This is a genomic window from Actinotalea sp. (genome assembly GCF_041597215.1).
Taxonomy (GTDB): domain Bacteria; phylum Actinomycetota; class Actinomycetes; order Actinomycetales; family Cellulomonadaceae; genus Actinotalea.
Map to the genome: position 1 here is coordinate 1 of NZ_JBFHHB010000010.1, position 20,779 is coordinate 20,779.

The following is a 20,779-nucleotide window of genomic DNA, read 5'->3' on the forward strand; positions in this document are numbered from 1 at the left end:
CCCTGGTCGGGGGCGGCGTCGATGGCCAGGTACTCGGCACCGAGCACGCAGGCGCTGGACCGCTCGGGGGTGATCGGCAAGAGGACGGGTCGCTCGGCCGTGCACTCGTCGTGCACATGGGGGCAGCGCGCCGCGAACGGGCAGCGGTCCAGGACGGTCGCCGGCCGGGGGACCGATCCCTCCACGGCGGGGAGGTGGGCCAGCCGGACGTCGAGCGGGGGGTTCGCCGCGTGCAGGGCCCGGGTGTACGGGTGACCGGGGGTGGCGAGCACCTGGGCGGCCGGGCCGGACTCGAGCACCTGCCCCGCGTACAGCACCAGCAGCTCGTCGCAGGTGCTCCGGGCGAGCTCGAGGTCGTGGGTGATGAGCACGAGGCCCATCTGCCGCGAGGTCTGCACCGAGTGCAGGAGCTCGAGGATCCCCGCCTGCGTCGTGGTGTCCAGGGCGGTGGTCGGCTCGTCCGCGAGCAGGACCTCCGGCTCGGCGGCGAGGGCGGCGGCGATGGCGACGCGCTGACGCATCCCGCCCGAGAGCTCGAAGGGGTAGCGGTCGGCGACGTCGGCCGGCAGCCCCACCTCGGCCAGTCGCTCGGCGGCCAGTGCGCGGCGCGCCGCGCGGCTGCTCCGCGCCGGGATCCTCGCCGCTGCGAGGATCTGGCTCCCGCAGCGGTGGACGGGGGACAGGCTCGTGAAGGGGTCCTGGAGCAGCAGCACCACGCGGGACCCGCGGACCGGGCCGAAGGACTGCTCGCCGCCGTCGAGGGCGATCTCCTGGTCCCCGAGCGTCATCCGGCCGCTCGCCCTGACCCCTGCCGGGAGCAGCCCGGTGACGGCCTTCGCGATCATCGACTTCCCGGAACCGGACTCCCCGACGACGCCGAGGGTGCGACCGCGGGGCACCACGAGGTCCACGCCCACGACGATCGGCCCGGCCGCGGCCTCGATGCGCAGGTCGGTGGTGCTCAGCGCCGAGCTCACGGCAGGGGCGGAACCGGCCGAGGACGTCGTCGGCGTGGCGGCCGACGCGGGCGAGCCTGCCGGTGTCGCCGCTCGTGAAGGGCTCATGCCACGCTCCGCACGCCGAGTCGGTCGGCGAGCCAGTCGCCGACGAGGTTCGTGGACGTCGCGACCACGATGATGAGCAGTCCCGGCACGACGGAGGCCGCGGGGTTGAGGTAGAGCAGGCTGCGCCCGTCGGCGAGCTGGCGCCCCCAGTCGGCAGCGCCGGGGGAGACACCCAGGCCGAGGTAGGACAGCGAGGACATCGCCACGATCGCGAACGCGACGTTGAGGAAGACGTTGGTCAGGACGACGGGCATGACGTTGGGGAGCAGGTGCCGGCTCATCACGCGCCAGGTCGGAAGGCCGAGGACCTGGGTCGCCTCGACGTACGGCTGGTTCCGGGCCTGGAGCACGGCCGAGCGGATCATCCGGATGTCGGAGGGTGCGAAGAGCACGACGAGAACCGCGACGGTGACCCAGTACCCGCCGCCGACGATCCCGCCGACGACGATCGCCATGAGGATCGGCGGCATCGCGAGCACGAGATCGGTGCTGCGCGAGATGACGGTGTCCCAGAAGCCGCCGAGGTAGCCGGCGATCATGCCGGCGACGATGCCGAAGATCATGGAACCGAGGGCGATGGCCACGGGCCCGAGCACGGCCGATCGTGCCCCGGCGAGGGAGAGCCACAGCACGTCGCGGCCCAGGTCGTCCGTCCCGAACGGGTGCCCTGGAGTGCCGGCTGGGGTGGTGCCGAGCAGGAGGTCCTGGGCGGTGGCTGCCGACTCGAGCAACGGGGAGATGGCGACGAGCACCACGACGGCACTCAGCACGGCGATGCTCGCCCCGACGGACCCCGGCACCCGGCGCAGCCCGCGCGCCAGCCGACCCGCCAGGCGACGGCTCGCGTCGCGTGGCTCGCGTCCCTGGTCCGCGGGGGTGCCCCCCTCGGCGGTGGTCACGACGGCGCTCATGCGCCGACCCCCGTCCGCCTGACCCGCGGATCGAGCAGGAGGTAGGCGAGGTCGACGAGCAGGCTCGTCCCGGCGATCACCAGGGCGACGAGCAGGGTCACGGCCTGCACGACCGGAACGTCCTTGAAGGTGATCGACTCCGAGAGGAGCGAGCCGATCCCGGGGAGCGCGAACGTCACCTCGACGAGGATCGTCCCGCCGAAGAGGAAGGCGAGCATGAGGCCGGCGCTCGTGACGATCGGGATCGCCGCGTTGGTCAGGTACAGCCGCGAGACGGTCCGGCCGTTCAGGCCACGGGCACGGGCGAAGGTCACGTAGTCCTGCTCGAGCTCGGCCAGCACGGCGGTGCGGGTCATCTTGATCACGAGAGCTCCGAGTCCGATCGCCAGGGCCGCTGCCGGCAGGGCCAGGTGCCACAACCGGTCCAGCACCCCCTCGCCCACCCCGTACAGCGGGAACCAGCCGAGCATGACGGCGAAGGCGTACAGCAGCAGCAGGCCGACGGCGAAGCTCGGGGCACTGACCCCGACGAGCGCGGCCCCGACGATGCCGCGGTCGACGGCGGAGTTGCGGCGCCGGGCGGCCAGCACGCCGAGCGGGACACCGAGGCCGACGGCCAGGGCGAAGGCGATCAGGGTGAGCGCCATGGTGAGACCGCCACGGTCCACGAGCATCGAGCCGACCCCCGCCCCCGACCGGATCGAGACGCCCAGGTCGCCCTGGAGCGTGGCCAGGAGCCACCGGCCGTACTGCAGGAGGAAGGGGTCGTCCAGGTGGTACTGCTCCCGGACCGCCGCGATCGCCTCGGGCGAGACGCGGCGGTTGCCGAGGAGGTTCTTCGTCAGGTCGCCCGGGGCGAGGTAGAGCAGGGCGAAGACGATGAACGAGAGCCCGAGCAGCAGGACGACCGTCCCGGCGGTGCGGCGCAGGACGAACCGCACCACCGGGTGACGACGCAGAACGCCCACCTCAGCCGGCCGCGTACAGGCGTGCGGGCCAGACGGAGAGCAGGAAGTACGGGCTGAAGTCCTCGGTCCCGATCGAGTCGGAGATCGCCGTCGCGGACTGGCCCCACCACAGCGGCCAGTAGGCCAGGTCCTCGACCTCGAGGGCGTTCGCCTCGAGGATGAGGTCGACGACCTCGGTGGGCTCCGTCGACTCCCGTGCCTGGCGGAGCAGGTCGCTCACCTCGGGGTCGGAGTAGCTGGCCACGTTGCCCCAGGTGTCGTCGAGCAGGTACGTGATCACCTCGGCGGGGTCACCCGTCGTGGAGAAGTACCACATGAAGCTGAGCCCGGTCTCGCCGTCGCCGAGGGTCGCGAGCCACTCCTCGATGGGTACCTCGGTGACGGTGAGGTCGATGCCGACGGTCGCGAGCGACTGGGAGAGCGCCAGCGCTGCCTTCCCGAGCTGCGGCCCGGTGTTGGGGTACTTGAGCTCGGCCGCGAAACCGTCGGGGACGCTCGACTGCGCGAGCTCGTCGGCAGCCGCCTCGAGGTCGAACTCGACCTGCGGCAGCTCGCCCAGCCGGGTCCTGGCCTCGTCCAGAGGGATCGCCGAGGCGAGCTGCTCCGGGGTGGGGATGCCGGTGGCGACCTCGCCCTTGCCCTGCAGGACACCGTCGACCATCGACTGACGGTCGGCGGCGTGCGCGATGGCGCGCCGCACGTGCACGTCGTCGAAGGGGGCGACGGTCGTGTCGAACGTGAGGCCGACGTAGGAGTTGTCGGGCTGGAAGACGACGCGCGTGTTCTCCGTCTGCTCCCACTGCTCCGCCTGGGCGATCGGGACGTTCAGCGCGATGTCCACCTCGCCGGACTGGCGCGCGAGCAGTCGGGTGTTCTCGTCCTGGATGAACTCGAAGCGGATGGTCTTGACCTTCGGGAGACCGCCCCACCAGGTGTCCACCCGCTCGAACTCGGCGTAGGAGTCCGGCACGAAGGCCGTCGCCCGGTACGGGCCGGTGCCGAGGATCAGGCTGTCGGAGGTGCCGACCGTCCCGTCGTTCGCCTCCCAGAAGGCCTGGGACGTGACCCACAGGGCGCCGACGGCCGTGGGGACCCAGGCGAAGGCCTGGTTCGGCTCGGCGAGGGTGATCGTGATCTGCCAGGTGTCGGTCTGCTCGATCGAGGCGATCTCGGGCCAGTACCCGGCGGTCCCGGGGGAGACCTCCGGGTCGCGCGCCTGCTCGATCGAGAACAGGACGTCGTCGACCGTCAGGGGCGTGCCGTCGGCGAAGACGGCGTCGTCCCGCAGGTCGAAGACGTACGTCGAGGGGTCGGGCTGCTCCCAGGAGGTGGCCAGCGCGGGCTCGAGCGTCCCCTCGGGGCTCACGCCGAGCAGTCCCTCCTGGGCGATCGAGGCGACGTAGTAGTTGAGGATCCCGCCCTCGGTGTTCGCGTCGAGCGAGGCGAGCGACCCGGGCAGGGCCACGGTGAGGGTCTCGATCTCCTCGCCGGTGTCCGCACCGACGGTGTCCTCGCCGGCGGTCGAGGTGCTCTCGGTGGAGCTCGGGGCGCAGGCGCCGAGCAGGGTGATCGCGGCGATGGTCGCGACGGCCATGCTTCGGCGCACCGCCCCCACCCTGGTGGCCGGCCGGCGCGCAGCGCCCGCCGTGCTCGCGGACGGCGGCACCGCGCCGTCCTCGTTCGGGGACCACGGGCTGGGGGGCCTGAGACGCACGGCACGACTCCTTGCGACGGAGGGGTGAGGATCGGAGGCTAGTGGACGACGGGTCGATCAAGGGTTTCCGTCGCGTATCAGAATAGTAACGACTGAAAGTGCGCCCTTGGTCCTGCTTGCGCTGCGGATATCGTCCCGATCGGGCCGGAAGGCAACGGCAGGTCCTTGGTCCCGCTCGGGTCGGGGGGAGGTTCGGGCTGCGCTCCTGGGCAGCCGATCTAGACTCCCGGCATGAGCGAGCCGAGCACCCCCGACATCAAGCCGCGCAGTCGCCAGGTCACCGACGGGCTCGAGAGCACGGCGAGCCGGGGGATGCTCCGGGCCGTCGGCATGGGCGACGACGACTGGGTCAAGCCCCAGATCGGCGTCGCGAGCTCCTGGAACGAGATCACGCCGTGCAACCTCTCGCTCGACCGGCTGGCGGCGGCCGCGAAGAACGGGGTGCACGCCGCAGGGGGGTACCCGCTCGAGTTCGGCACGATCTCCGTCTCCGACGGCATCTCGATGGGCCACGAGGGGATGCACTTCTCCCTGGTGAGCCGGGACGTGATCGCCGACAGCGTCGAGGTCGTCATGCAGGCCGAGCGGCTCGACGGCTCGGTGCTGCTCGCCGGCTGCGACAAGTCGCTGCCCGGCATGCTCATGGCCGCGGCCCGCCTGGACCTCGCCTCGGTGTTCCTCTACGCCGGATCGATCGCTCCGGGCTGGGTCAAGCTCGAGGACGGCAGCGAGAAGGAGGTCACGATCATCGACGCCTTCGAGGCGGTCGGTGCGTGCTCCCGCGGACTGATGAGCACCGAGGACGTGGGCCGGATCGAGCGGGCGATCTGCCCGGGGGAGGGCGCCTGCGGCGGGATGTACACCGCGAACACCATGGCGTCCGTCGCCGAGGCGATGGGCATGTCCCTGCCGGGCTCGGCGGCTCCGCCCTCGGCGGACCGCCGCCGTGACGCGTTCGCGTTCAAGTCCGGCGAGGCCGTCGTCGGGCTGCTGCGCAAGGGGATCACCGCGCGCCAGATCATGACGAAGGAGGCCTTCGAGAACGCGATCGCCGTGGTGATGGCCTTCGGCGGCTCGACGAACGCCGTGCTGCACCTGCTGGCGATCGCCCACGAAGCCGAGGTGGACCTCACCCTCGACGACTTCGCCCGGGTCGCGGCCCAGGTCCCGCACCTGGGCGATCTCAAGCCCTTCGGTCGCTACGTGATGAACGACGTCGACCGGATCGGTGGCGTGCCCGTGGTGATGAAGGCCCTGCTCGACGCCGGCCTGCTGCACGGCGACTGCCTCACGGTCACCGGGAGGACCGTCGCGGAGAACCTCGCGGACATCGCCCCGCCCGACCCGGACGGCACGATCCTGCGCGCGATGGACAACCCGATCCACCGCACCGGGGGGATCACGATCCTGCACGGATCGCTCGCGCCGGAGGGTGCCGTCGTGAAGTCCGCCGGGTTCGACTCCGACGTCTTCGAGGGCACGGCGCGGGTGTTCGAGCGCGAACGCGCGGCCCTGGACGCCCTCGAGGACGGCACGATCACCGCAGGTGACGTCGTCGTCATCCGCTACGAGGGCCCCAAGGGCGGCCCCGGGATGCGCGAGATGCTCGCGATCACCGGCGCGATCAAGGGAGCAGGACTCGGCAAGGACGTGCTTCTGCTCACCGACGGGCGCTTCTCCGGCGGGACCACCGGCCTGTGCGTCGGGCACGTCGCGCCCGAGGCCGTGGACGGGGGCCCGATCGCGTTCGTGCGCGACGGCGACCGGATCCGGCTCGACATGGCCGACGCGACCCTCGACCTGCTGGTCGAACCTGCCGAGCTCGCCACCCGCGCCCAGGGGTGGGAGCCGCTGCCCCCGCGCTACACCCGCGGCGTGCTGGCCAAGTACGCGAAGCTCGTGCAGTCGGCGTCGAGGGGCGCCGTGCTGATCTGAGCCGGGCACCGACGAGGACCCGCTCCCACCCGGTCGAGGGGTGGTCGGTCGATCGCCCGCGGCTCTCTCGCTCGACCTGAGACCAAGGTCCCACGCTCGGCGTCTCGTGAGTTGGACTCGTGATCCGAATGTTGAGACGCGGGTCATGTCGCGTGACAAGTGACCCCTGCGGGCGTACTCTCGCCGGTGTGCAGACGACCCTCGTAGTTCTCTAGGCGCAGGCCGAGCCTTCCCGGTTCCTCCTGCGCCGACCCCTCGTTCGCCGTGCTGGCGGCCCGAGGGGTTTTTTCATGCCAGCAGGGCACGTCCGCACGACCACCAGGCAGCACCGACCACCCAGGAGAGCAACGATGGTCCAGGGTCCTCACCCCGCACCTCCCGCCGGCGCCAGCCGGACGTCCGATGCGAACGGTGTCCCGGTCGGCCCCGTATCCGTCACGCCGGCCGATGTCCACGCCGCAGGACCGCAGCGGATGACCGGAGCCCAGTCGATCGTGCGCTCCCTCGAGGCCGCCGGCGTCGAGACCGTCTTCGGCATCCCCGGCGGCGCGATCCTGCCGACCTACGACCCGCTGATGGACTCCCCGCTCGTGCGGCACATCCTCGTGCGCCACGAGCAGGGTGCCGGTCACGCGGCCTCCGGCTACGCCTACACCTCCGGCAAGGTCGGCGTGTGCATGGCGACCTCCGGCCCCGGGGCCACGAACCTCGTGACCCCGATCGCCGACGCGAACATGGACTCCGTCCCCCTCGTGGCGATCACGGGCCAGGTCGGCGCCTCGATGATCGGCACCGACGCCTTCCAGGAGGCCGACATCGTCGGCATCACCCTCCCGGTGACCAAGCACAACTTCCTGGTGACGAACCCCGACGAGATCCCGCGGGTCATCGCCCAGGCCTTCCACATCGCCAAGACCGGCCGACCCGGTCCGGTGCTGGTGGACATCGCGAAGTCGGCGATGCAGGCGCAGACGACGTTCGAGTGGCCGACCGAGATCGAGCTGCCCGGCTACCACCCGGTCACCAAGCCGCATGCCAAGCAGGTGCGCGAGGCGGCCCGCCTGCTCGCCACCGCCCGCCGGCCGGTGCTGTACGTCGGCGGTGGGGCGATCCGCGCGGGGGCCTCGGCCGAGCTGCGCGCGCTGACCGACGCCTCGGGGGCCCCGGTGGTCACCACGCTCATGGCGCGCGGCGCCCTGCCCGACTCGCACCCGCAGAACCTCGGCATGCCCGGGATGCACGGCACGGTCCCCGCCGTCGCCGCGCTGCAGAAGGCGGATCTCATCGTCGCCCTCGGCGCGCGCTTCGACGACAGGGTGACTGGCAAGCTCTCCTCCTTCGCCCCGCACGCCACGATCGTGCACGCGGACATCGACCCCGCGGAGATCGGCAAGAACCGCGAGGTCGACGTGCCGATCGTCGGTGACCTCAAGGAGGTCCTGGCCGACCTGCTTCCCGAGCTCGCCCGCGAGCACGCGCAGCACGGCAAGCCCGACCTCGAGCGCTGGTGGCGCCAGATCGACGAGTGGCGCGAGACCTTCCCGCTCGGCTTCACCGAGCCGGACGACGGTCATCTCGCCCCGCAGCACGTCATCCGTCGGATCGGCGAGCTCTCCGGGCCCGAGGCCGTCTACGTGGCGGGCGTGGGCCAGCACCAGATGTGGGCCTCGCAGTTCATCCGGTACGAGCGGCCGAACGCCTGGCTCAACTCCGGCGGCCTGGGGACCATGGGCTACTCGGTGCCGGCGGCGATGGGGGCGAAGGTCGGTGACCCCTCGCGCACGGTGTGGTCGATCGACGGCGACGGCTGCTTCCAGATGACCAACCAGGAGCTCGCCACCTGCGCGATCAACGAGATCCCGATCAAGGTCGCGGTGATCAACAACTCCTCGCTCGGCATGGTGCGCCAGTGGCAGACGCTGTTCTACGAGTCCCGCTACTCCAACACCGACCTGCACACCGGGCACGGCAGCAGGCGCATCCCCGACTTCGTCAAGCTCGCCGACGCCTACGGCTGCGTCGGGCTGCGCTGCGAGACGGCTGCGGACGTGGACGCGACGATCAAGCGCGCGATGGAGATCGACGACCAGCCCGTGGTCGTGGACTTCACGGTCTCGGCCAACGCGATGGTGTGGCCGATGGTCGCCGCAGGGGTCAGCAACGACGAGATCCAGTACGCCCGCGGCATCAGCCCGTCCTGGGACCGGGAGGAGTGAGCGTGACCGGCTCCCGCCCCGCCCAGCCCGTAGACAGCAGCGACGTCGTTCTCGGCGACGTCCGGACCTCAGAAGAAGGTGCAGCATGAGCAGGCACACCCTGTCGGTGCTCGTCGAGAACAAGCCCGGTGTGCTCACCCGGGTCGCCGGTCTGTTCGCCCGTCGGGCGTTCAACATCCACTCCCTTGCCGTGGGCCCGACCGAGCACCCGGAGATCTCCCGGATCACCGTCGTCGTCGACGTCGACGAGCTGCCGCTGGAGCAGGTGACCAAGCAGCTCAACAAGCTCATCAACGTGCTCAAGATCGTCGAGCTCGAGCAGGAGTCGTCGGTCCAGCGCGAGCTGCTGCTCGTCAAGGTCCGCGCCGACGCCGCCGCCCGCACCGGGGTGCTCGAGGTCGTGCAGCTCTTCCGTGCGCACGTCGTCGACGTGGTGCCCGAGGCTGTGACGATCGAGGCGGTCGGCAGCCCGAGCAAGCTCTCGGCCCTGCTCACCGCGCTCGAGCCCTTCGGCGTCCGGGAGATCGTGCAGTCCGGCACCGTGGCGATCAGCCGTGGCGCCCGTTCGATCACCGACCGCGCTCTGGAGCGCGTGGTCCGTCCCGCCTGACGGCCACATCCGGTACCGCCGAGCGGTTCCGGCAAGACTTCCCTCATATCCGAACCAGCAAGGAGACAATCTCGTGGCAGAGCTGTTCTACGACGACGACGCCGACCTCTCGATCATCGCCGGCCGCCCGGTCGCCGTCATCGGGTACGGCAGCCAGGGCCATGCGCACGCCCTCAACCTGCGTGACTCCGGCGTCGACGTCCGCGTCGGCCTGCGCGACGGCTCGCCGTCGGCGGTCAAGGCCAAGGAGCAGGGCCTGACGGTCCTCCCGGTCGCCCAGGCCGTCGCCGAGGCCGACGTCGTCGTGATCCTGGCCCCCGACCAGGTCCAGCGCCACGTCTACCGCGACGAGATCGCCCCGAACCTGCGGCCCGGTGCCACGCTCGTCTTCGGGCACGGCTTCAACATCCGCTTCGGGTACATCAGCCCCGCCGAGGGCATCGACGTCGTCATGGTGGCCCCGAAGGGCCCGGGGCACCTCGTGCGCCGCGAGTACGAGGCCGGCCGTGGCGTCCCCGTCATCGTCGCCGTCGAGCAGGACGCCAGCGGCAACGCCTGGCCGCTCGCGCTGTCCTACGCCAAGGCGATCGGCGGCCTGCGTGCCGGCGGCATCAAGACCACCTTCACCGAGGAGACCGAGACCGACCTCTTCGGCGAGCAGGCCGTGCTCTGCGGCGGCGCCTCGCAGCTGGTCATGTACGGGTTCGAGGTCCTCACCGAGGCCGGCTACCAGCCGGAGGTCGCGTACTTCGAGGTCCTGCACGAGCTCAAGCTCATCGTCGACCTCATGGTCGAGGGCGGGATCGCCAAGCAGCGCTGGAGCGTCTCGGACACCGCCGAGTACGGGGACTACGTCTCCGGGCCGCGCGTGATCTCCCCGGAGGTCAAGGAGAACATGAAGGCCGTTCTCGCCGACATCCAGAGCGGGGCGTTCGCCGAGCGCTTCATCGCCGACCAGGACAACGGCGCCCCGGAGTTCATGGCCCTGCGGGCCAAGGGTGAGGCGCACCCGATCGAGACGACCGGTCGCGAGCTGCGCAAGATGTTCTCGTGGATCAAGCCGGCCGACTCCGACTACGTCGAGGGCCACGCCGCACGCTGATCCCACCGGAGGGCGGGGCGCCACGGCGTCCCGCCCTCCGCCATGTGGTGGCCCGACGGGACGGCGGGCAACCGCGGGGGCGCGAGCCGGGCCACCACCCCTCTGACCCGGCCCCTCCCGGGGAATCCCCGTGCCCTTCGTCCTGCGCGGCGGCCCTGGCGCCGGTGGACGCTCGTGGTGACCCCACCGCACCGAGGCGGGGGCCGAGGAGAGGGTCGTCCCATGGCCAACCTGCAGTTCAGCGTCTCCGGCGTCTCGAGATCGCACAGCGAGATCGCGATGTCCGTCCGTGGCTTCGAGTTCGCGATCGACGAGCCGGCCGAGCTCGGCGGCACCAACGCGGGGCCCAACCCCGTGGAGTTCGTGCTGTCGGCGCTCGCCGGCTGCATCAACGTCGTGGTGCACCTCGTGGCGAAGGAGCGTGGCGTCCAGATCGACGGTCTCCGGGTCACCGTCTCCGGTGCCCTGGACCCGCGCCGCTTCATGGGTGACCCCTCCGGTCCCCGGCCGGGCTTCCTGTCCGTCGAGCTCGTCGCCGAGGTCGACTCCCCGGCGAGCGACGAGGAGATCGACGAGATCCTCGCGATCGCCGAGAGCCGTTGCCCGGTGGCGGACAACCTCGGCGCGACGACCCCGGTGCTGCTGCGCCGGGCCGCCGTCGACAGGGCGTCCGTCGAGGCCTGATCGGCTCGTCCTCGGCACGGGTCGGCGGTCGACCGACCCGTGCCGAGGAATGAGACGGGCGTTTCGAAGTGTGGACGCGCGTCTAGAATGCGGGCCATGGCCCAGGACATCAGACTCGCAGTCATCGCCGGCGACGGCATCGGAACCGAGGTCGTCGAGCAGGGTCTGCGGGTGCTCGACGCCGCGCTGGCAGGCAGCGGCACCTCGATCACGACGACGGAGCTCGACCTGGGCGCGCGTCGCTGGCACGCGACCGGGGAGACGCTGACCGACGCGGACCTGGCCACCGTGCGTGAGCACGACGCGATCCTGCTCGGCGCGATCGGCGACCCGGGTGTCCCCTCGGGTGTCCTCGAGCGTGGGCTCCTCCTGCGGCTGCGGTTCGAGCTCGACCACTACGTCAACCTGCGGCCCGCCCGCCTGTACCCCGGCGTGCGCTCGCCGCTCGCGGAGCCGGGCGAGGTCGACTTCGTCGTCGTCCGTGAGGGCACCGAGGGCCCGTACGTCGGCAACGGCGGCGCGATCCGCGTGGGTACCCCGCACGAGGTCGCCAACGAGGTCAGCGTCAACACGGCCTTCGGGGTCGAGCGCGTGGTCCGCGACGCCTTCGCCCGCGCCGCCGCCCGTCAGCGCAAGCACCTGACGCTGATGCACAAGCACAACGTGCTGGTGCACGCCGGTCACCTGTGGCGCCGCACGGTCGAGGCCGTCAACGCCGACTTCCCCGAGGTGACGACCGACTACCTGCACGTCGACGCCGCGACGATCTTCATGACGACCAACCCGTCGCGCTTCGACGTCATCGTCACCGACAACCTCTTCGGCGACATCCTCACCGACCAGGCCGCCGCGATCACCGGCGGGATCGGCCTGGCGGCCTCGGGGAACATCAACCCCGACCGCACGACGCCGTCGATGTTCGAGCCGGTGCACGGCTCCGCGCCGGACATCGCCGGGCAGGGCAAGGCCGACCCGACCGCGACCGTCATGTCGGTGAGCCTGCTGCTCGACCACCTGGGCCTGAACGCGGCCGCCGCGCGCGTGGAGGCTGCCGTCGCCGCCGACCTCGCCGAGCGGGGTGGGCGAGTACGCACCACGGCCGAGGTGGGGACCGACCTGGCGGCGCGCGTCGCCGGCTGAGTCGTCCCCTCCCGGTAGCGCCGCCATCCGCCGCTGGACCGAGGGAGCCGTCATGACCGCAGAGTCGTCCGTCCAGGGCGCGGGTTTCGCCGTGCATCGCGCGGCCGCACCTCGCGCGCCGCAGGAGCGTGACCGCCTGATGGCTCAGCCGCGCTTCGGCGAGGTGTTCACCGACCACATGGCGCGCGCCACCTGGACGGCCGCGGACGGTTGGGGCGAGCGACGCGTCGAGCCCTACGGCCCGCTCGCCCTCGACCCGGCGACGGCCGTCCTGCACTACGGGCAGGAGATCTTCGAGGGCCTCAAGGCCTACCGGCACGCGGACGGCTCGGTCTGGACCTTCCGCCCGGAGGCCAATGCCGCTCGCCTCGCCGTATCGGCGCGCCGGATGGCGCTGCCCGAGCTCCCCGTCGAGGACTTCCTCGCCTCGATCGAGGCTCTCGTCAGCGTGGATGTGGACTGGGTCCCCGACGGCCCGGAGGCCAGCCTCTACCTGAGGCCCGTCCTGTTCGCCTCCGAGGCGCTGCTCGTGGTGCGCGGCGCCCAGCGGGCCGAGTACGTGGTGATCGCCTCCCCGGTGGGCCCCTACTTCGCCTCGGGTGTGCAGCCGGTCTCGATCTGGATCGCGCAGGACCTGCACCGTGCAGGCCCGGGCGGGACCGGCGCGGTCAAGACCATGGGCAACTACGCCGCCTCGCTGGTCTCCCAGAACGAGGCCCGCGCGCACGGGTGCGCCCAGGTCTGCTTCCTGGACGCGGCGACCGCGCGCAACCTCGAGGAGCTCGGGGGGATGAACCTCGTGCTGGTGCGGCGGGACGGTCAGGTCGTCACCCCGGCGCTGAGCGGGTCGATCCTCCCGGGCATCACGCGCGACGCGATCCTCACCCTGCTGCGCGAGGCCGGTCACCCCGTCGTCGAACGAGAGGCCCCGCTGGCCGAGGTCCTGGGGGACCTGGCGTCGGGCGAGGTGACCGAGGTCTTCGCGTGCGGGACGGCGGCCGTCGTCGCCCCGATCGGCCGGCTCCGTGGGAACGGCATCGACCAGCAGGTGGGCGACGGGACGGCCGGGCCGGTCACGGTCGCGGTACGCGAGCGGCTCACCGACATCCAGCACGGTCGGGCGCCCGACACGCACGGGTGGATGCACCGGCTCGTGTGAGGCGGCGGGTGTGAGCAGGCGGGTCGAGACGGGTAACGTCTGGGCGGGCTCCGTTGTGGCGGCCGCCCCGGTCGAAGGGAATGAGATGAGCAGCACCACCACGGCCACCGGAGCCGATGCCTTCGAACGCCACCTGGCGACCTCGGTGCGCAGCGACGAGGAGCGCGCCCGGCTCATGGCCGAGCCGGGGTTCGGGACCGTCTTCACCGATCACATGGCCAGGATCACCTGGACCGAGCGGGACGGCTGGACCCACCGGCGCATCGAGCCCTACGGCCCCCTCCAGGTGGACCCGGCCGCAGCGGTGCTGCACTACGGGCAGGAGATCTTCGAAGGGCTCAAGGCCTACCGGCACGCCGACGGCTCGGTGTGGACCTTCCGGCCGGAGGCCAACGCTGCGCGCTTCGCCGCGTCGGCGCGTCGCCTCGCCCTTCCCGAGCTGAGCGTGGCGGACTTCCTCGGAGCGATCGAGGCGCTGGTGCAGGTCGACGGGGCCTGGGTGCCCTCGGGCGAGGAGACGAGCCTGTACCTGCGGCCGTTCATGTTCGCCTCGGAGACCTTCCTCGGCGTGCGGCCCTCCCGCGAGGTCGAGTTCCTCGTGATCGCCTCGCCCGTCGGCCCGTACTTCTCCGGGGGCGTGCGGCCCGTCTCGATCTGGGTCGACGAGACCTTCCACCGCGCGGGCCCCGGCGGGACCGGTGCGGCCAAGTGCGGCGGCAACTACGCCGCCAGCCTGCTCCCGCAGCAGGAGGCCTACGCCAAGGGCTGCGAGCAGGTCTGCTTCCTCGACGCGGCGACCGGCACGTACCTCGAGGAGCTCGGGGGGATGAACGTCATGCTCGTCGGCGCGGACGGCTCGGTGACCACCCCCGCCCTGAGCGGCACGATCCTCGAGGGCGTCACGCGCTCCTCGATCCTGGCGACCCTGCGCGCGCAGGGTCGTACCGTGACGGAACGTCCGATCGCCCTCGACGAGCTCCGGGCGGGGCTCGCCGACGGCTCGGTCGCCGAGGTGTTCGCCTGCGGGACCGCTGCCGTGGTCACGCCGATCGGGCGGCTCAAGGGCGAGGACTTCGACCTGACCGTCGGCGACGGGACGACGGGTCCGGTCACCGCGTCGATCCGTCGCACGCTCACCGACATCCAGTACGGGCGGTCCGCCGACGAGCACGGCTGGCTGCACCGCCTCGCCTGAGACCGGCGACCCGTGGAGCGCCCCGTGGACCGATGGTTCACGGGGCGCGTTCCGTGTGGCATGATGCCCGCGTGACCCAGTTCACCCTCATTATCGAGTAGCGCGTTCAGCACACCCGCTGAGCGCGCTAGACCTCCCGTACCCCGGGGGGTCTTTTTGTTGGTCGGGCACACCCGCCTCCGACCGGCATCGACCCCGACACCACCCCCGTCGGGGAAGCAGAGGAGACAGCTGGACCACCCGTAGGGCACCACGCACGAGCTCGACCGCCGGCGCCGAGGCCGGTGGCACGAACGAGGAGATCCCGGTGGACACCACCTTCGACGTCTACGACACGACCCTGCGCGACGGCGCGCAGCAGGAGGGCATGAACCTGTCCGTCGCGGACAAGCTCGCGATCGCCCCGCTGCTCGACGAGCTGGGCGTGGGATTCATCGAGGGCGGCTGGCCGGGAGCCATCCCGAAGGACACCGAGTTCTTCAAGCGGGCGGACAAGGAGCTCGACCTCACGCACGCGGAGCTCGCCGCCTTCGGGGCCACCCGCAAGGCAGGGGTCCGCGCCTCCCAGGACGAGCAGGTCCGTGCGCTGGTCGACAGCGAGGCGTCCGTCATCACGCTCGTGGCCAAGAGCGACATCCGGCACGTGGAGCGTGCGCTGCGGACGACGGGCGAGGAGAACCTCGCGATGATCCGGGACACCGTTGCCTTCCTGCGCGAGCAGGGGCGGCGCGTGATCCTGGACGCCGAGCACTTCTTCGACGGCTACCTCTTCGACCGCGACTACGCGCTGCGCGCGGCCGAGACCGCCTTCGAGGCGGGCGCCGAGTGCGTCGTGCTGTGCGACACCAACGGCGGGATGCTCCCCGAGGGCGTGCACGAGATCGTCGCGGCGGTGGGTGCCGCCACGGGCGGGCGGCTCGGCATCCACGCGCACAACGACTCCGGCTGCGCGGTGGCCAACTCGCTCGCAGCGGTCAGCGCCGGTGCGGTGCACGTGCAGGGGACCATCAACGGCTACGGCGAGCGGACGGGCAACGCGGATCTGCTCACCGTGCTGGCGAACCTCGAGCTCAAGATGGGCCGCCGGACGCTCGCGGGCGAGGGCCTGCGCGACATGACCCGGATCGCGCACGCGATCAGCGAGATCACGAACATCGCCCCGTTCGCCCGGCAGCCCTACGTGGGGGCGAGCGCCTTCGCGCACAAGGCGGGGCTGCACGCGAGCGCGATCAAGGTCGACCCGGACCTGTACCAGCACGCCGACCCGATGGCCGTCGGCAACGACATGCGGATGCTCGTCTCGGACATGGCGGGGCGGGCCTCGATCGAGCTCAAGGGTCGCGAGCTCGGCATCGACCTCACCGGCAAGGGCGAGCTGCTCGGCCGCGTGACCAACCGGGTCAAGGACGCCGAGGCGCAGGGCTACACGTACGACGCCGCCGACGCCTCCTTCGAGCTCCTGCTCCGCGAGGAGCTCGACGGACTGCGTCCGGCGTTCTTCACGACGGAGAGCTGGCGGGTCTTCGTGCACACCGCGCCCGGCGACCCGACCACGGCGAGCAGCGAGGCGACGGTCAAGATGCACGTCGGCGAGGAGCGCGTGATCGCGACGGGGGAGGGCAACGGCCCGGTCAACGCGCTCGACCACGCCTTGCGCAAGGCCGTCGCGCCGACCTACCCCGAGGTCGACCGGTTCGAGCTCATCGACTTCAAGGTGCGGATCCTGGACACCCAGCACGGCACGGACGCGACCACGCGCGTGCTCGTGGAGACCAAGGACAGCGACTCCGAGGCGACCTGGAGCACCGTGGGGGTCGGACCGAACATCGTCGAGGCCTCGTGGGAGGCGCTCGTCGACTCGGTCGTCTTCGGCTTGATGCGCGCAGGGGTGGCGAACCGGAGCTGAGCTCAGGCGTCCACGGGCCCGGGGCGCCGGGCGATCACGTGGAAGACGTGCCAGTGCTTGGGGCCGGTGCAGGACGTCCCGGGGGCGTCCTCCTCCTCCCGGTGCAGGACCTCGAGCCCCTCGAGGAGGGCGCGTGCCTGGTCCGCCGTGCGGAAGGTCATCCCTTCGTCGCCCACGGGGTGCACGCCGTCAGCCTAGGGCGGGCCCGGCCGTCGAAACCGCCACGAGATATACCCCAGGGGGTATAGGCTCCGAGCGTTCGGCGTGATCAGGACCGCGGTTCTGCGCGGCCCGCGCCGGGCACGATCGCGAGGAGGAGTTCGATGGCACGGGTAGTCATCCTCGGCGCTGGGGTCGCCGGACACACGGCGGCCCTGCATCTGCGACGGTGGCTCGGCAAGGAGCACGACGTCGTCGTGGTCACGCCGAACTCGACGTGGAACTGGATCCCGTCGAACATCTGGGTCGGTGTCGGGAAGATGCCGGAGTCCAAGGTCGTCTTCCCCCTCGCGCCGATCTACCGGCGCAAGGGCATCGAGTTCCACCAGGCCTTCGCCACGACGATCTTCCCTGAGGGAACGGCGGAGGACTCCTCCCCGCAGGTCGAGATCCGCTCGAGCCTCCCGGCCGAGAAGGGGCGGACCGAGCGGCTCGCCTACGACTACCTCATCAATGCCACGGGCCCGAAGCTCAACTTCGGTGCGACGGAGGGTCTCGGCCCGGAGGGCAACTCCCTCTCGGTGTGCACGGCCTCGCATGCGACGCAGACGGCGCGCGAGTTCGAGGCCCTGATCGAGCGTCTCGCCTCGGGCCGACGTCAGACGGTCGTCATCGGCACGGGGCACGGCATGTGCACCTGCGAGGGGGCGGCGTTCGAGTACGCCTTCAACGTCGAGCACGAGCTGCGCGAGCGGGGGGTCCGCGACAAGGCGGAGCTCGTCTACCTGACGAACGAGTACGAGCTCGGGGACTTCGGGGTGGGAGGGATGAGCTTCACCCAGCAGGGCTTCACGACGTCCAGCAAGACGTGGACCGAGTCGCTGTTCCGCGAGCGTGAGGTGCGGGCCATCACCGGTGCGCACGTGCAGAAGGTCGACCCCGGGGTCATACACTACGAGCACCTCGACGGCACCGAGCACACCCAGGACTTCGACTTCGCGATGCTGCTGCCGCCCTTCCGTGGTGCCGGGCTCACGGCTTACGACCGTGAGGGCGCCGACATCACCGACACGCTCTTCGCGCCCAGCGGCTTCCTCAAGGTCGACGCCGACTACTCGGGCAAGCCCTACGAGCAGTGGTCGGCCGAGGACTGGCCCACGACCTACGCGAACCCCACCTACCCGAACATCTTCGCCCCCGGGATCGCCTTCGCCCCGCCGCACCCCATCTCGGTGCCGCGCACGAGCCCGAACGGGACCGTGATCACCCCGGCGCCGCCGCGCACCGGGATGCCCTCGGGGATCCAGGCCCGCACCGTCGCCTCGACGATCCGGGACCGGATCGAGAAGGGGGCCGACGCGCGTCCGCACACGGCCTCCATGGCGCGGATGGGTGCGGCGTGCGTCGCCTCGGCCGGGACAGGGATGCGTCGCGGCTCGGCCGCGGCGATGACCATGTTCCCCGTGGTGCCGGACCGGGTGGCGTACCCGCTCACGGGCCGTGACACGAAGGGCACCTCCGGCGAGATCGGCCTGGCCGGTCACTGGATCAAGGCTGCGCTGCACTACCTGTTCCTCTACAAGGCCAAGGCCCGCCCGCTGTGGTTCCTCATCCCCGAGTGAGCAGCCCCCGACCCGCCAGATACGAGAGGACCCGCACCATGGACACTGTCACCGACTCGATCGCCGCGGCGCCGCTGCCGACCCAGAAGACGCTGCGTCGTCGCTCGAACCTGGCGTTCCAGCTCTACCGATTCCTGGCGATCAACCTGAAGATGGTCCGCGTCATCGTGCGCGGGCACGGCTGAACCTCAGTCGCCCCGACTCGACGGCCGCGTCCCCCTGAGGAGGGAGCGGTCGTCGTGCGCCACGCGCAGGAGGTCCTGGCCGGGGGCGCTCGGGCGTGCCCCGCGCGGCCAGACCGCCCGGAGCCGACGGCTCAGGTCGAGGCCGGGGACCTGGACCTCGACCAGTCGTCCCGCGGCGATGTCCTCCCGCACCGCCAGGACGCTGAGCACGGCGGGGGCGGCACCGGCCGCCGCAGCGCTGCGCACGGCGCTCGTGGTGGACAGCTCGAGCACGGGGGGCGCCGTCGTGAGCGGGGCGAGGGCCGACTCCAGCGCGGCGCGCGTGCCCGAGGTCGGTTCGCGTTGGACGAGCCGGGTCGATGCGAGCTCCTCCGCCGTCAGGGGAGTCCGACGACGGGCCCAGGGGTGCGTCGGTGGGACGACGACGGCGAGCCGGTCATGGCCGACCACCTGGGAGCTCAGCCCCTGCGGGATGCGCGGGCCCTCGACGAAACCGAGGTCGACGGAGCCGGCGAGGACCGCAGCCTCCACGTGCACCGAGTTCATCGCGTCCAGGCTGATGGTCGTCGTCGGCCGGTGCTCGGCGAACCGGACGAGCCAGACCGGCAGCAGGTGCTCGGCGATCGTCAAGGAGGCCGCGACCCGCAGTCGGCTGCCGATGTCCTGGCGCAAGGAGGAGATCCCGGCGGCGAGGACGTCCGCCGCATCCAGCACACCGCGCGCCCAGTCGGCCACCAGGGCCCCGGCGGGAGTGAGCCGTGACCCGGTCGGGCCGCGCTCGACGAGCGTGACACCGACGAGGCGCTCCATCGAGCGCAGCCGGGCGGTCACGGCCGGCTGGCTCAGCCCGTGCCGGGCGGCGGCCCGGCCGAGAGAACCTTCCTGGCCGATCTCGAGCAGCAGGGCGAGGGAGTCGAGGTCCGGGACGACGTGCCGCGGCGTGGAGCTCACGTCCCGAGGGTAGCCGCTCATCACTATCGCTGATGACCCGATCACGCGGAGGCCCCTACCGCAGTGCCCCGCCCGGGGCCAGGCTGGTCCGCGGGCAGCGGTGCCGGGCGAGGGCAGCGCTGTCCCTCGTGCGAGAGGCCCCGCTGGCGGACGGAGGTCGTCCGGAGGTGAGGAGAGGGAGCGGATGGACGAGCAGGCGACGGTGGCAGATGCGGGAGCGCGGGCGGGTGGCGGGCCCACGGGGGGCGCAGGGCCCGCCGAGGTCTGGCGCCGTCGGGCGCCAGGGCTGCTGGCCGTGGCGGCCGCGAGCGCCGTGGCCTTCGGGCTGGCAGGCATCGTGCCCGGGCTCAACGCGACGACGATCGCCGTCCTGCTCGGGGCGCTCGCGGCCAACCTCGGACTGCACCGTCCGGCCCTGCGCGCCGGGACCTCCTACGCGTCCAAGCGGCTGCTGCGGATCGGCATCGTGCTGCTGGGCCTTCAGCTCTCGCTGCACCAGCTCGGCGACCTCGGCGCGGTCGGGCTCACCGTGGTCGCGGTGACCGTCACGCTGACCTTCTTCGGCACCCAGCTGCTCGGGCGGCTGCTGCGGATCCCGCCGGCGCGCTCCCTCCTCGTGGCCACGGGCTTCTCGATCTGCGGCGCCTCGGCGGTGGGTGCCATGAAGGAGGTCGCCGGCGGGGACGAGGAGGACACCGGCACGGCGATCGCCCTGGTGACGCTGTGCGGGACCCTGGCGATCTTCCTGCTCCCCGCCCTGCGCGGCCCGCTCGGCCTGGACCCGACCGCCTTCGGCACCTGGGTCGGGGCGAGCGTGCACGACGTCGGTCAGACGGTGGCCACCGCGAGCCGGGTCGACGGAGCCCTGACGACGGCGGTCGTGGTCAAGCTCAGTCGCGTGATGCTCCTCGCGCCCCTGGTCGCGGGCGTGGCCCTGGCACGGCGTCGCTCGGCGGGCGTCGGGGCGGGCCGGCCCGCCGCGCTCCCGCTCTTCGTCGTCGGGTTCCTGGCGGCCATCGTGATCGCGAGCACCGGCTGGGTGCCGGCCGGCGTCCTGGCGGCCGCCAGGACCGCGCAGGAGATCCTGCTCGTGGCAGCCCTGGTGGGGCTCGGCACCGGGATCCACGTCGCGATGCTGCGGCGGACAGGGGCGCGTGCCCTCGCGCTCGGGCTCTCGTCCTGGGTGCTCGTCGGGACGGTGGCCTACCTGGGCGTCCTGGTCGCCGGGGCCTGAGGCCCGTTCCGCCCTGGGCGGACG

Annotated in this window: 18 protein-coding genes; 12 read left to right on the forward strand and 6 right to left on the reverse strand. The window is 71.9% G+C overall.

Going from position 1 to position 20,779, the window contains the following annotated elements:
• From ABWK99_RS01825 to ABWK99_RS01840, 4 genes are all read right to left on the reverse strand, one after another.
• Nucleotides 1-1,064: ABC transporter ATP-binding protein (locus ABWK99_RS01825; protein WP_372592979.1), on the reverse strand; the 1,064-nt coding region annotated here is incomplete at its 3' end.
• Nucleotides 1,061-1,975: an ABC transporter permease gene (locus ABWK99_RS01830; protein ID WP_372592980.1), complete on the reverse strand. Its 915-nt coding sequence runs from the start codon at nt 1,973-1,975 to the stop codon at nt 1,061-1,063. The genes ABWK99_RS01830 and ABWK99_RS01825, both read right to left, overlap by 4 nt.
• Entirely contained in the window at nt 1,972-2,943 is a 972-nt protein-coding gene (locus ABWK99_RS01835) for an ABC transporter permease (protein WP_372592981.1), read from the reverse strand. The genes ABWK99_RS01830 and ABWK99_RS01835 overlap by 4 nt, the downstream gene beginning before the upstream one ends.
• A 1-nt stretch (nt 2,944) precedes the next feature.
• Nucleotides 2,945-4,549: an ABC transporter substrate-binding protein gene (locus ABWK99_RS01840; protein ID WP_372592982.1), complete on the reverse strand. Its 1,605-nt coding sequence runs from the start codon at nt 4,547-4,549 to the stop codon at nt 2,945-2,947.
• Between the two features lie 339 nt (nt 4,550-4,888).
• Between ABWK99_RS01840 and ilvD the strand changes: the two genes are divergently transcribed.
• The 9 genes from ilvD to cimA all read left to right on the forward strand — a co-directional run bounded on the left by ilvD (nt 4,889) and on the right by cimA (nt 16,604).
• The gene (gene ilvD, locus ABWK99_RS01845) at nt 4,889-6,592 is read left to right on the forward strand and encodes a dihydroxy-acid dehydratase (protein ID WP_372592983.1); all 1,704 of its coding nucleotides are present in this window, start codon (nt 4,889-4,891) and stop codon (nt 6,590-6,592) included.
• Nucleotides 6,593-6,942: 350 nt separating this feature from the next.
• Nucleotides 6,943-8,808 (forward strand): acetolactate synthase large subunit, encoded by a 1,866-nt coding sequence (locus ABWK99_RS01850; RefSeq protein WP_372592984.1) that lies wholly within the window; start codon nt 6,943-6,945, stop codon nt 8,806-8,808.
• An 85-nt stretch (nt 8,809-8,893) separates the two neighbouring features.
• A complete protein-coding gene (gene ilvN / locus ABWK99_RS01855; protein ID WP_372592985.1) occupies nt 8,894-9,418 on the forward strand; it encodes an acetolactate synthase small subunit in 525 nt (174 codons plus the stop codon).
• A 73-nt stretch (nt 9,419-9,491) separates the two neighbouring features.
• The gene (gene ilvC, locus ABWK99_RS01860) at nt 9,492-10,520 is read left to right on the forward strand and encodes a ketol-acid reductoisomerase (RefSeq protein ID WP_372592986.1); all 1,029 of its coding nucleotides are present in this window, start codon (nt 9,492-9,494) and stop codon (nt 10,518-10,520) included.
• Nucleotides 10,521-10,742: 222 nt separating this feature from the next.
• The gene (locus ABWK99_RS01865) at nt 10,743-11,204 is read left to right on the forward strand and encodes an OsmC family protein (protein ID WP_372592987.1); all 462 of its coding nucleotides are present in this window, start codon (nt 10,743-10,745) and stop codon (nt 11,202-11,204) included.
• 96 nt (nt 11,205-11,300) lie between these two features.
• Nucleotides 11,301-12,344 (forward strand): 3-isopropylmalate dehydrogenase, encoded by a 1,044-nt coding sequence (locus ABWK99_RS01870; RefSeq protein WP_372592988.1) that lies wholly within the window; start codon nt 11,301-11,303, stop codon nt 12,342-12,344.
• A gap of 52 nt (nt 12,345-12,396) precedes the next feature.
• On the forward strand, nt 12,397-13,503 hold the full coding sequence (locus ABWK99_RS01875) for a branched-chain amino acid aminotransferase (protein ID WP_372592989.1): 1,107 nt from the start codon (nt 12,397-12,399) through the stop codon (nt 13,501-13,503).
• Between the two features lie 85 nt (nt 13,504-13,588).
• The gene (locus ABWK99_RS01880; protein ID WP_372592990.1) at nt 13,589-14,698 is read left to right on the forward strand and encodes a branched-chain amino acid aminotransferase; all 1,110 of its coding nucleotides are present in this window, start codon (nt 13,589-13,591) and stop codon (nt 14,696-14,698) included.
• A 307-nt stretch (nt 14,699-15,005) separates the two neighbouring features.
• On the forward strand, nt 15,006-16,604 hold the full coding sequence (cimA, locus tag ABWK99_RS01885; protein ID WP_372592991.1) for a citramalate synthase: 1,599 nt from the start codon (nt 15,006-15,008) through the stop codon (nt 16,602-16,604).
• A gap of 2 nt (nt 16,605-16,606) precedes the next feature.
• On the opposite strand, the gene ABWK99_RS01890 is transcribed toward cimA, so the two are convergent.
• Nucleotides 16,607-16,789 (reverse strand): hypothetical protein, encoded by a 183-nt coding sequence (locus tag ABWK99_RS01890; protein WP_372592992.1) that lies wholly within the window; start codon nt 16,787-16,789, stop codon nt 16,607-16,609.
• Nucleotides 16,790-16,927: 138 nt separating this feature from the next.
• On the opposite strand from ABWK99_RS01890, the gene ABWK99_RS01895 reads away from it, so the two are divergent.
• Both ABWK99_RS01895 and ABWK99_RS01900 read left to right on the forward strand, forming a co-directional pair.
• A complete protein-coding gene (locus ABWK99_RS01895; protein WP_372592993.1) occupies nt 16,928-18,385 on the forward strand; it encodes an NAD(P)/FAD-dependent oxidoreductase in 1,458 nt (485 codons plus the stop codon).
• A gap of 38 nt (nt 18,386-18,423) precedes the next feature.
• Nucleotides 18,424-18,570 (forward strand): hypothetical protein, encoded by a 147-nt coding sequence (locus tag ABWK99_RS01900; RefSeq protein WP_372592994.1) that lies wholly within the window; start codon nt 18,424-18,426, stop codon nt 18,568-18,570.
• 3 nt (nt 18,571-18,573) lie between these two features.
• On the opposite strand, the gene ABWK99_RS01905 is transcribed toward ABWK99_RS01900, so the two are convergent.
• Entirely contained in the window at nt 18,574-19,521 is a 948-nt protein-coding gene (locus tag ABWK99_RS01905) for a LysR family transcriptional regulator (protein WP_372592995.1), read from the reverse strand.
• A gap of 184 nt (nt 19,522-19,705) precedes the next feature.
• Between ABWK99_RS01905 and ABWK99_RS01910 the strand changes: the two genes are divergently transcribed.
• Nucleotides 19,706-20,755, forward strand: a complete 1,050-nt coding sequence (locus ABWK99_RS01910; RefSeq protein WP_372592996.1) for a YeiH family protein — start codon at nt 19,706-19,708, stop codon at nt 20,753-20,755.
• Nucleotides 20,756-20,779: the final 24 nt, after the last annotated feature.

What these genes read in the sequence shown, in the direction of transcription:
- ABWK99_RS01870 (WP_372592988.1), top strand. Translation starts at nt 11,301, where the DNA reads ATGGCCCAGGACATCAGACTCGCAGTCATCGCCGGCGACGGCATCGGA.
- ABWK99_RS01830 (WP_372592980.1), bottom strand. Translation starts at nt 1,975, where the DNA reads ATGAGCGCCGTCGTGACCACCGCCGAGGGGGGCACCCCCGCGGACCAG.
- ABWK99_RS01850 (WP_372592984.1), top strand. Translation starts at nt 6,943, where the DNA reads ATGGTCCAGGGTCCTCACCCCGCACCTCCCGCCGGCGCCAGCCGGACG.
- ABWK99_RS01865 (WP_372592987.1), top strand. Translation starts at nt 10,743, where the DNA reads ATGGCCAACCTGCAGTTCAGCGTCTCCGGCGTCTCGAGATCGCACAGC.
- ABWK99_RS01875 (WP_372592989.1), top strand. Translation starts at nt 12,397, where the DNA reads ATGACCGCAGAGTCGTCCGTCCAGGGCGCGGGTTTCGCCGTGCATCGC.
- ABWK99_RS01880 (WP_372592990.1), top strand. Translation starts at nt 13,589, where the DNA reads ATGAGCAGCACCACCACGGCCACCGGAGCCGATGCCTTCGAACGCCAC.
- ABWK99_RS01910 (WP_372592996.1), top strand. Translation starts at nt 19,706, where the DNA reads ATGGACGAGCAGGCGACGGTGGCAGATGCGGGAGCGCGGGCGGGTGGC.
- ilvN (WP_372592985.1), top strand. Translation starts at nt 8,894, where the DNA reads ATGAGCAGGCACACCCTGTCGGTGCTCGTCGAGAACAAGCCCGGTGTG.
- ABWK99_RS01895 (WP_372592993.1), top strand. Translation starts at nt 16,928, where the DNA reads ATGGCACGGGTAGTCATCCTCGGCGCTGGGGTCGCCGGACACACGGCG.
- ABWK99_RS01900 (WP_372592994.1), top strand. Translation starts at nt 18,424, where the DNA reads ATGGACACTGTCACCGACTCGATCGCCGCGGCGCCGCTGCCGACCCAG.
- ilvD (WP_372592983.1), top strand. Translation starts at nt 4,889, where the DNA reads ATGAGCGAGCCGAGCACCCCCGACATCAAGCCGCGCAGTCGCCAGGTC.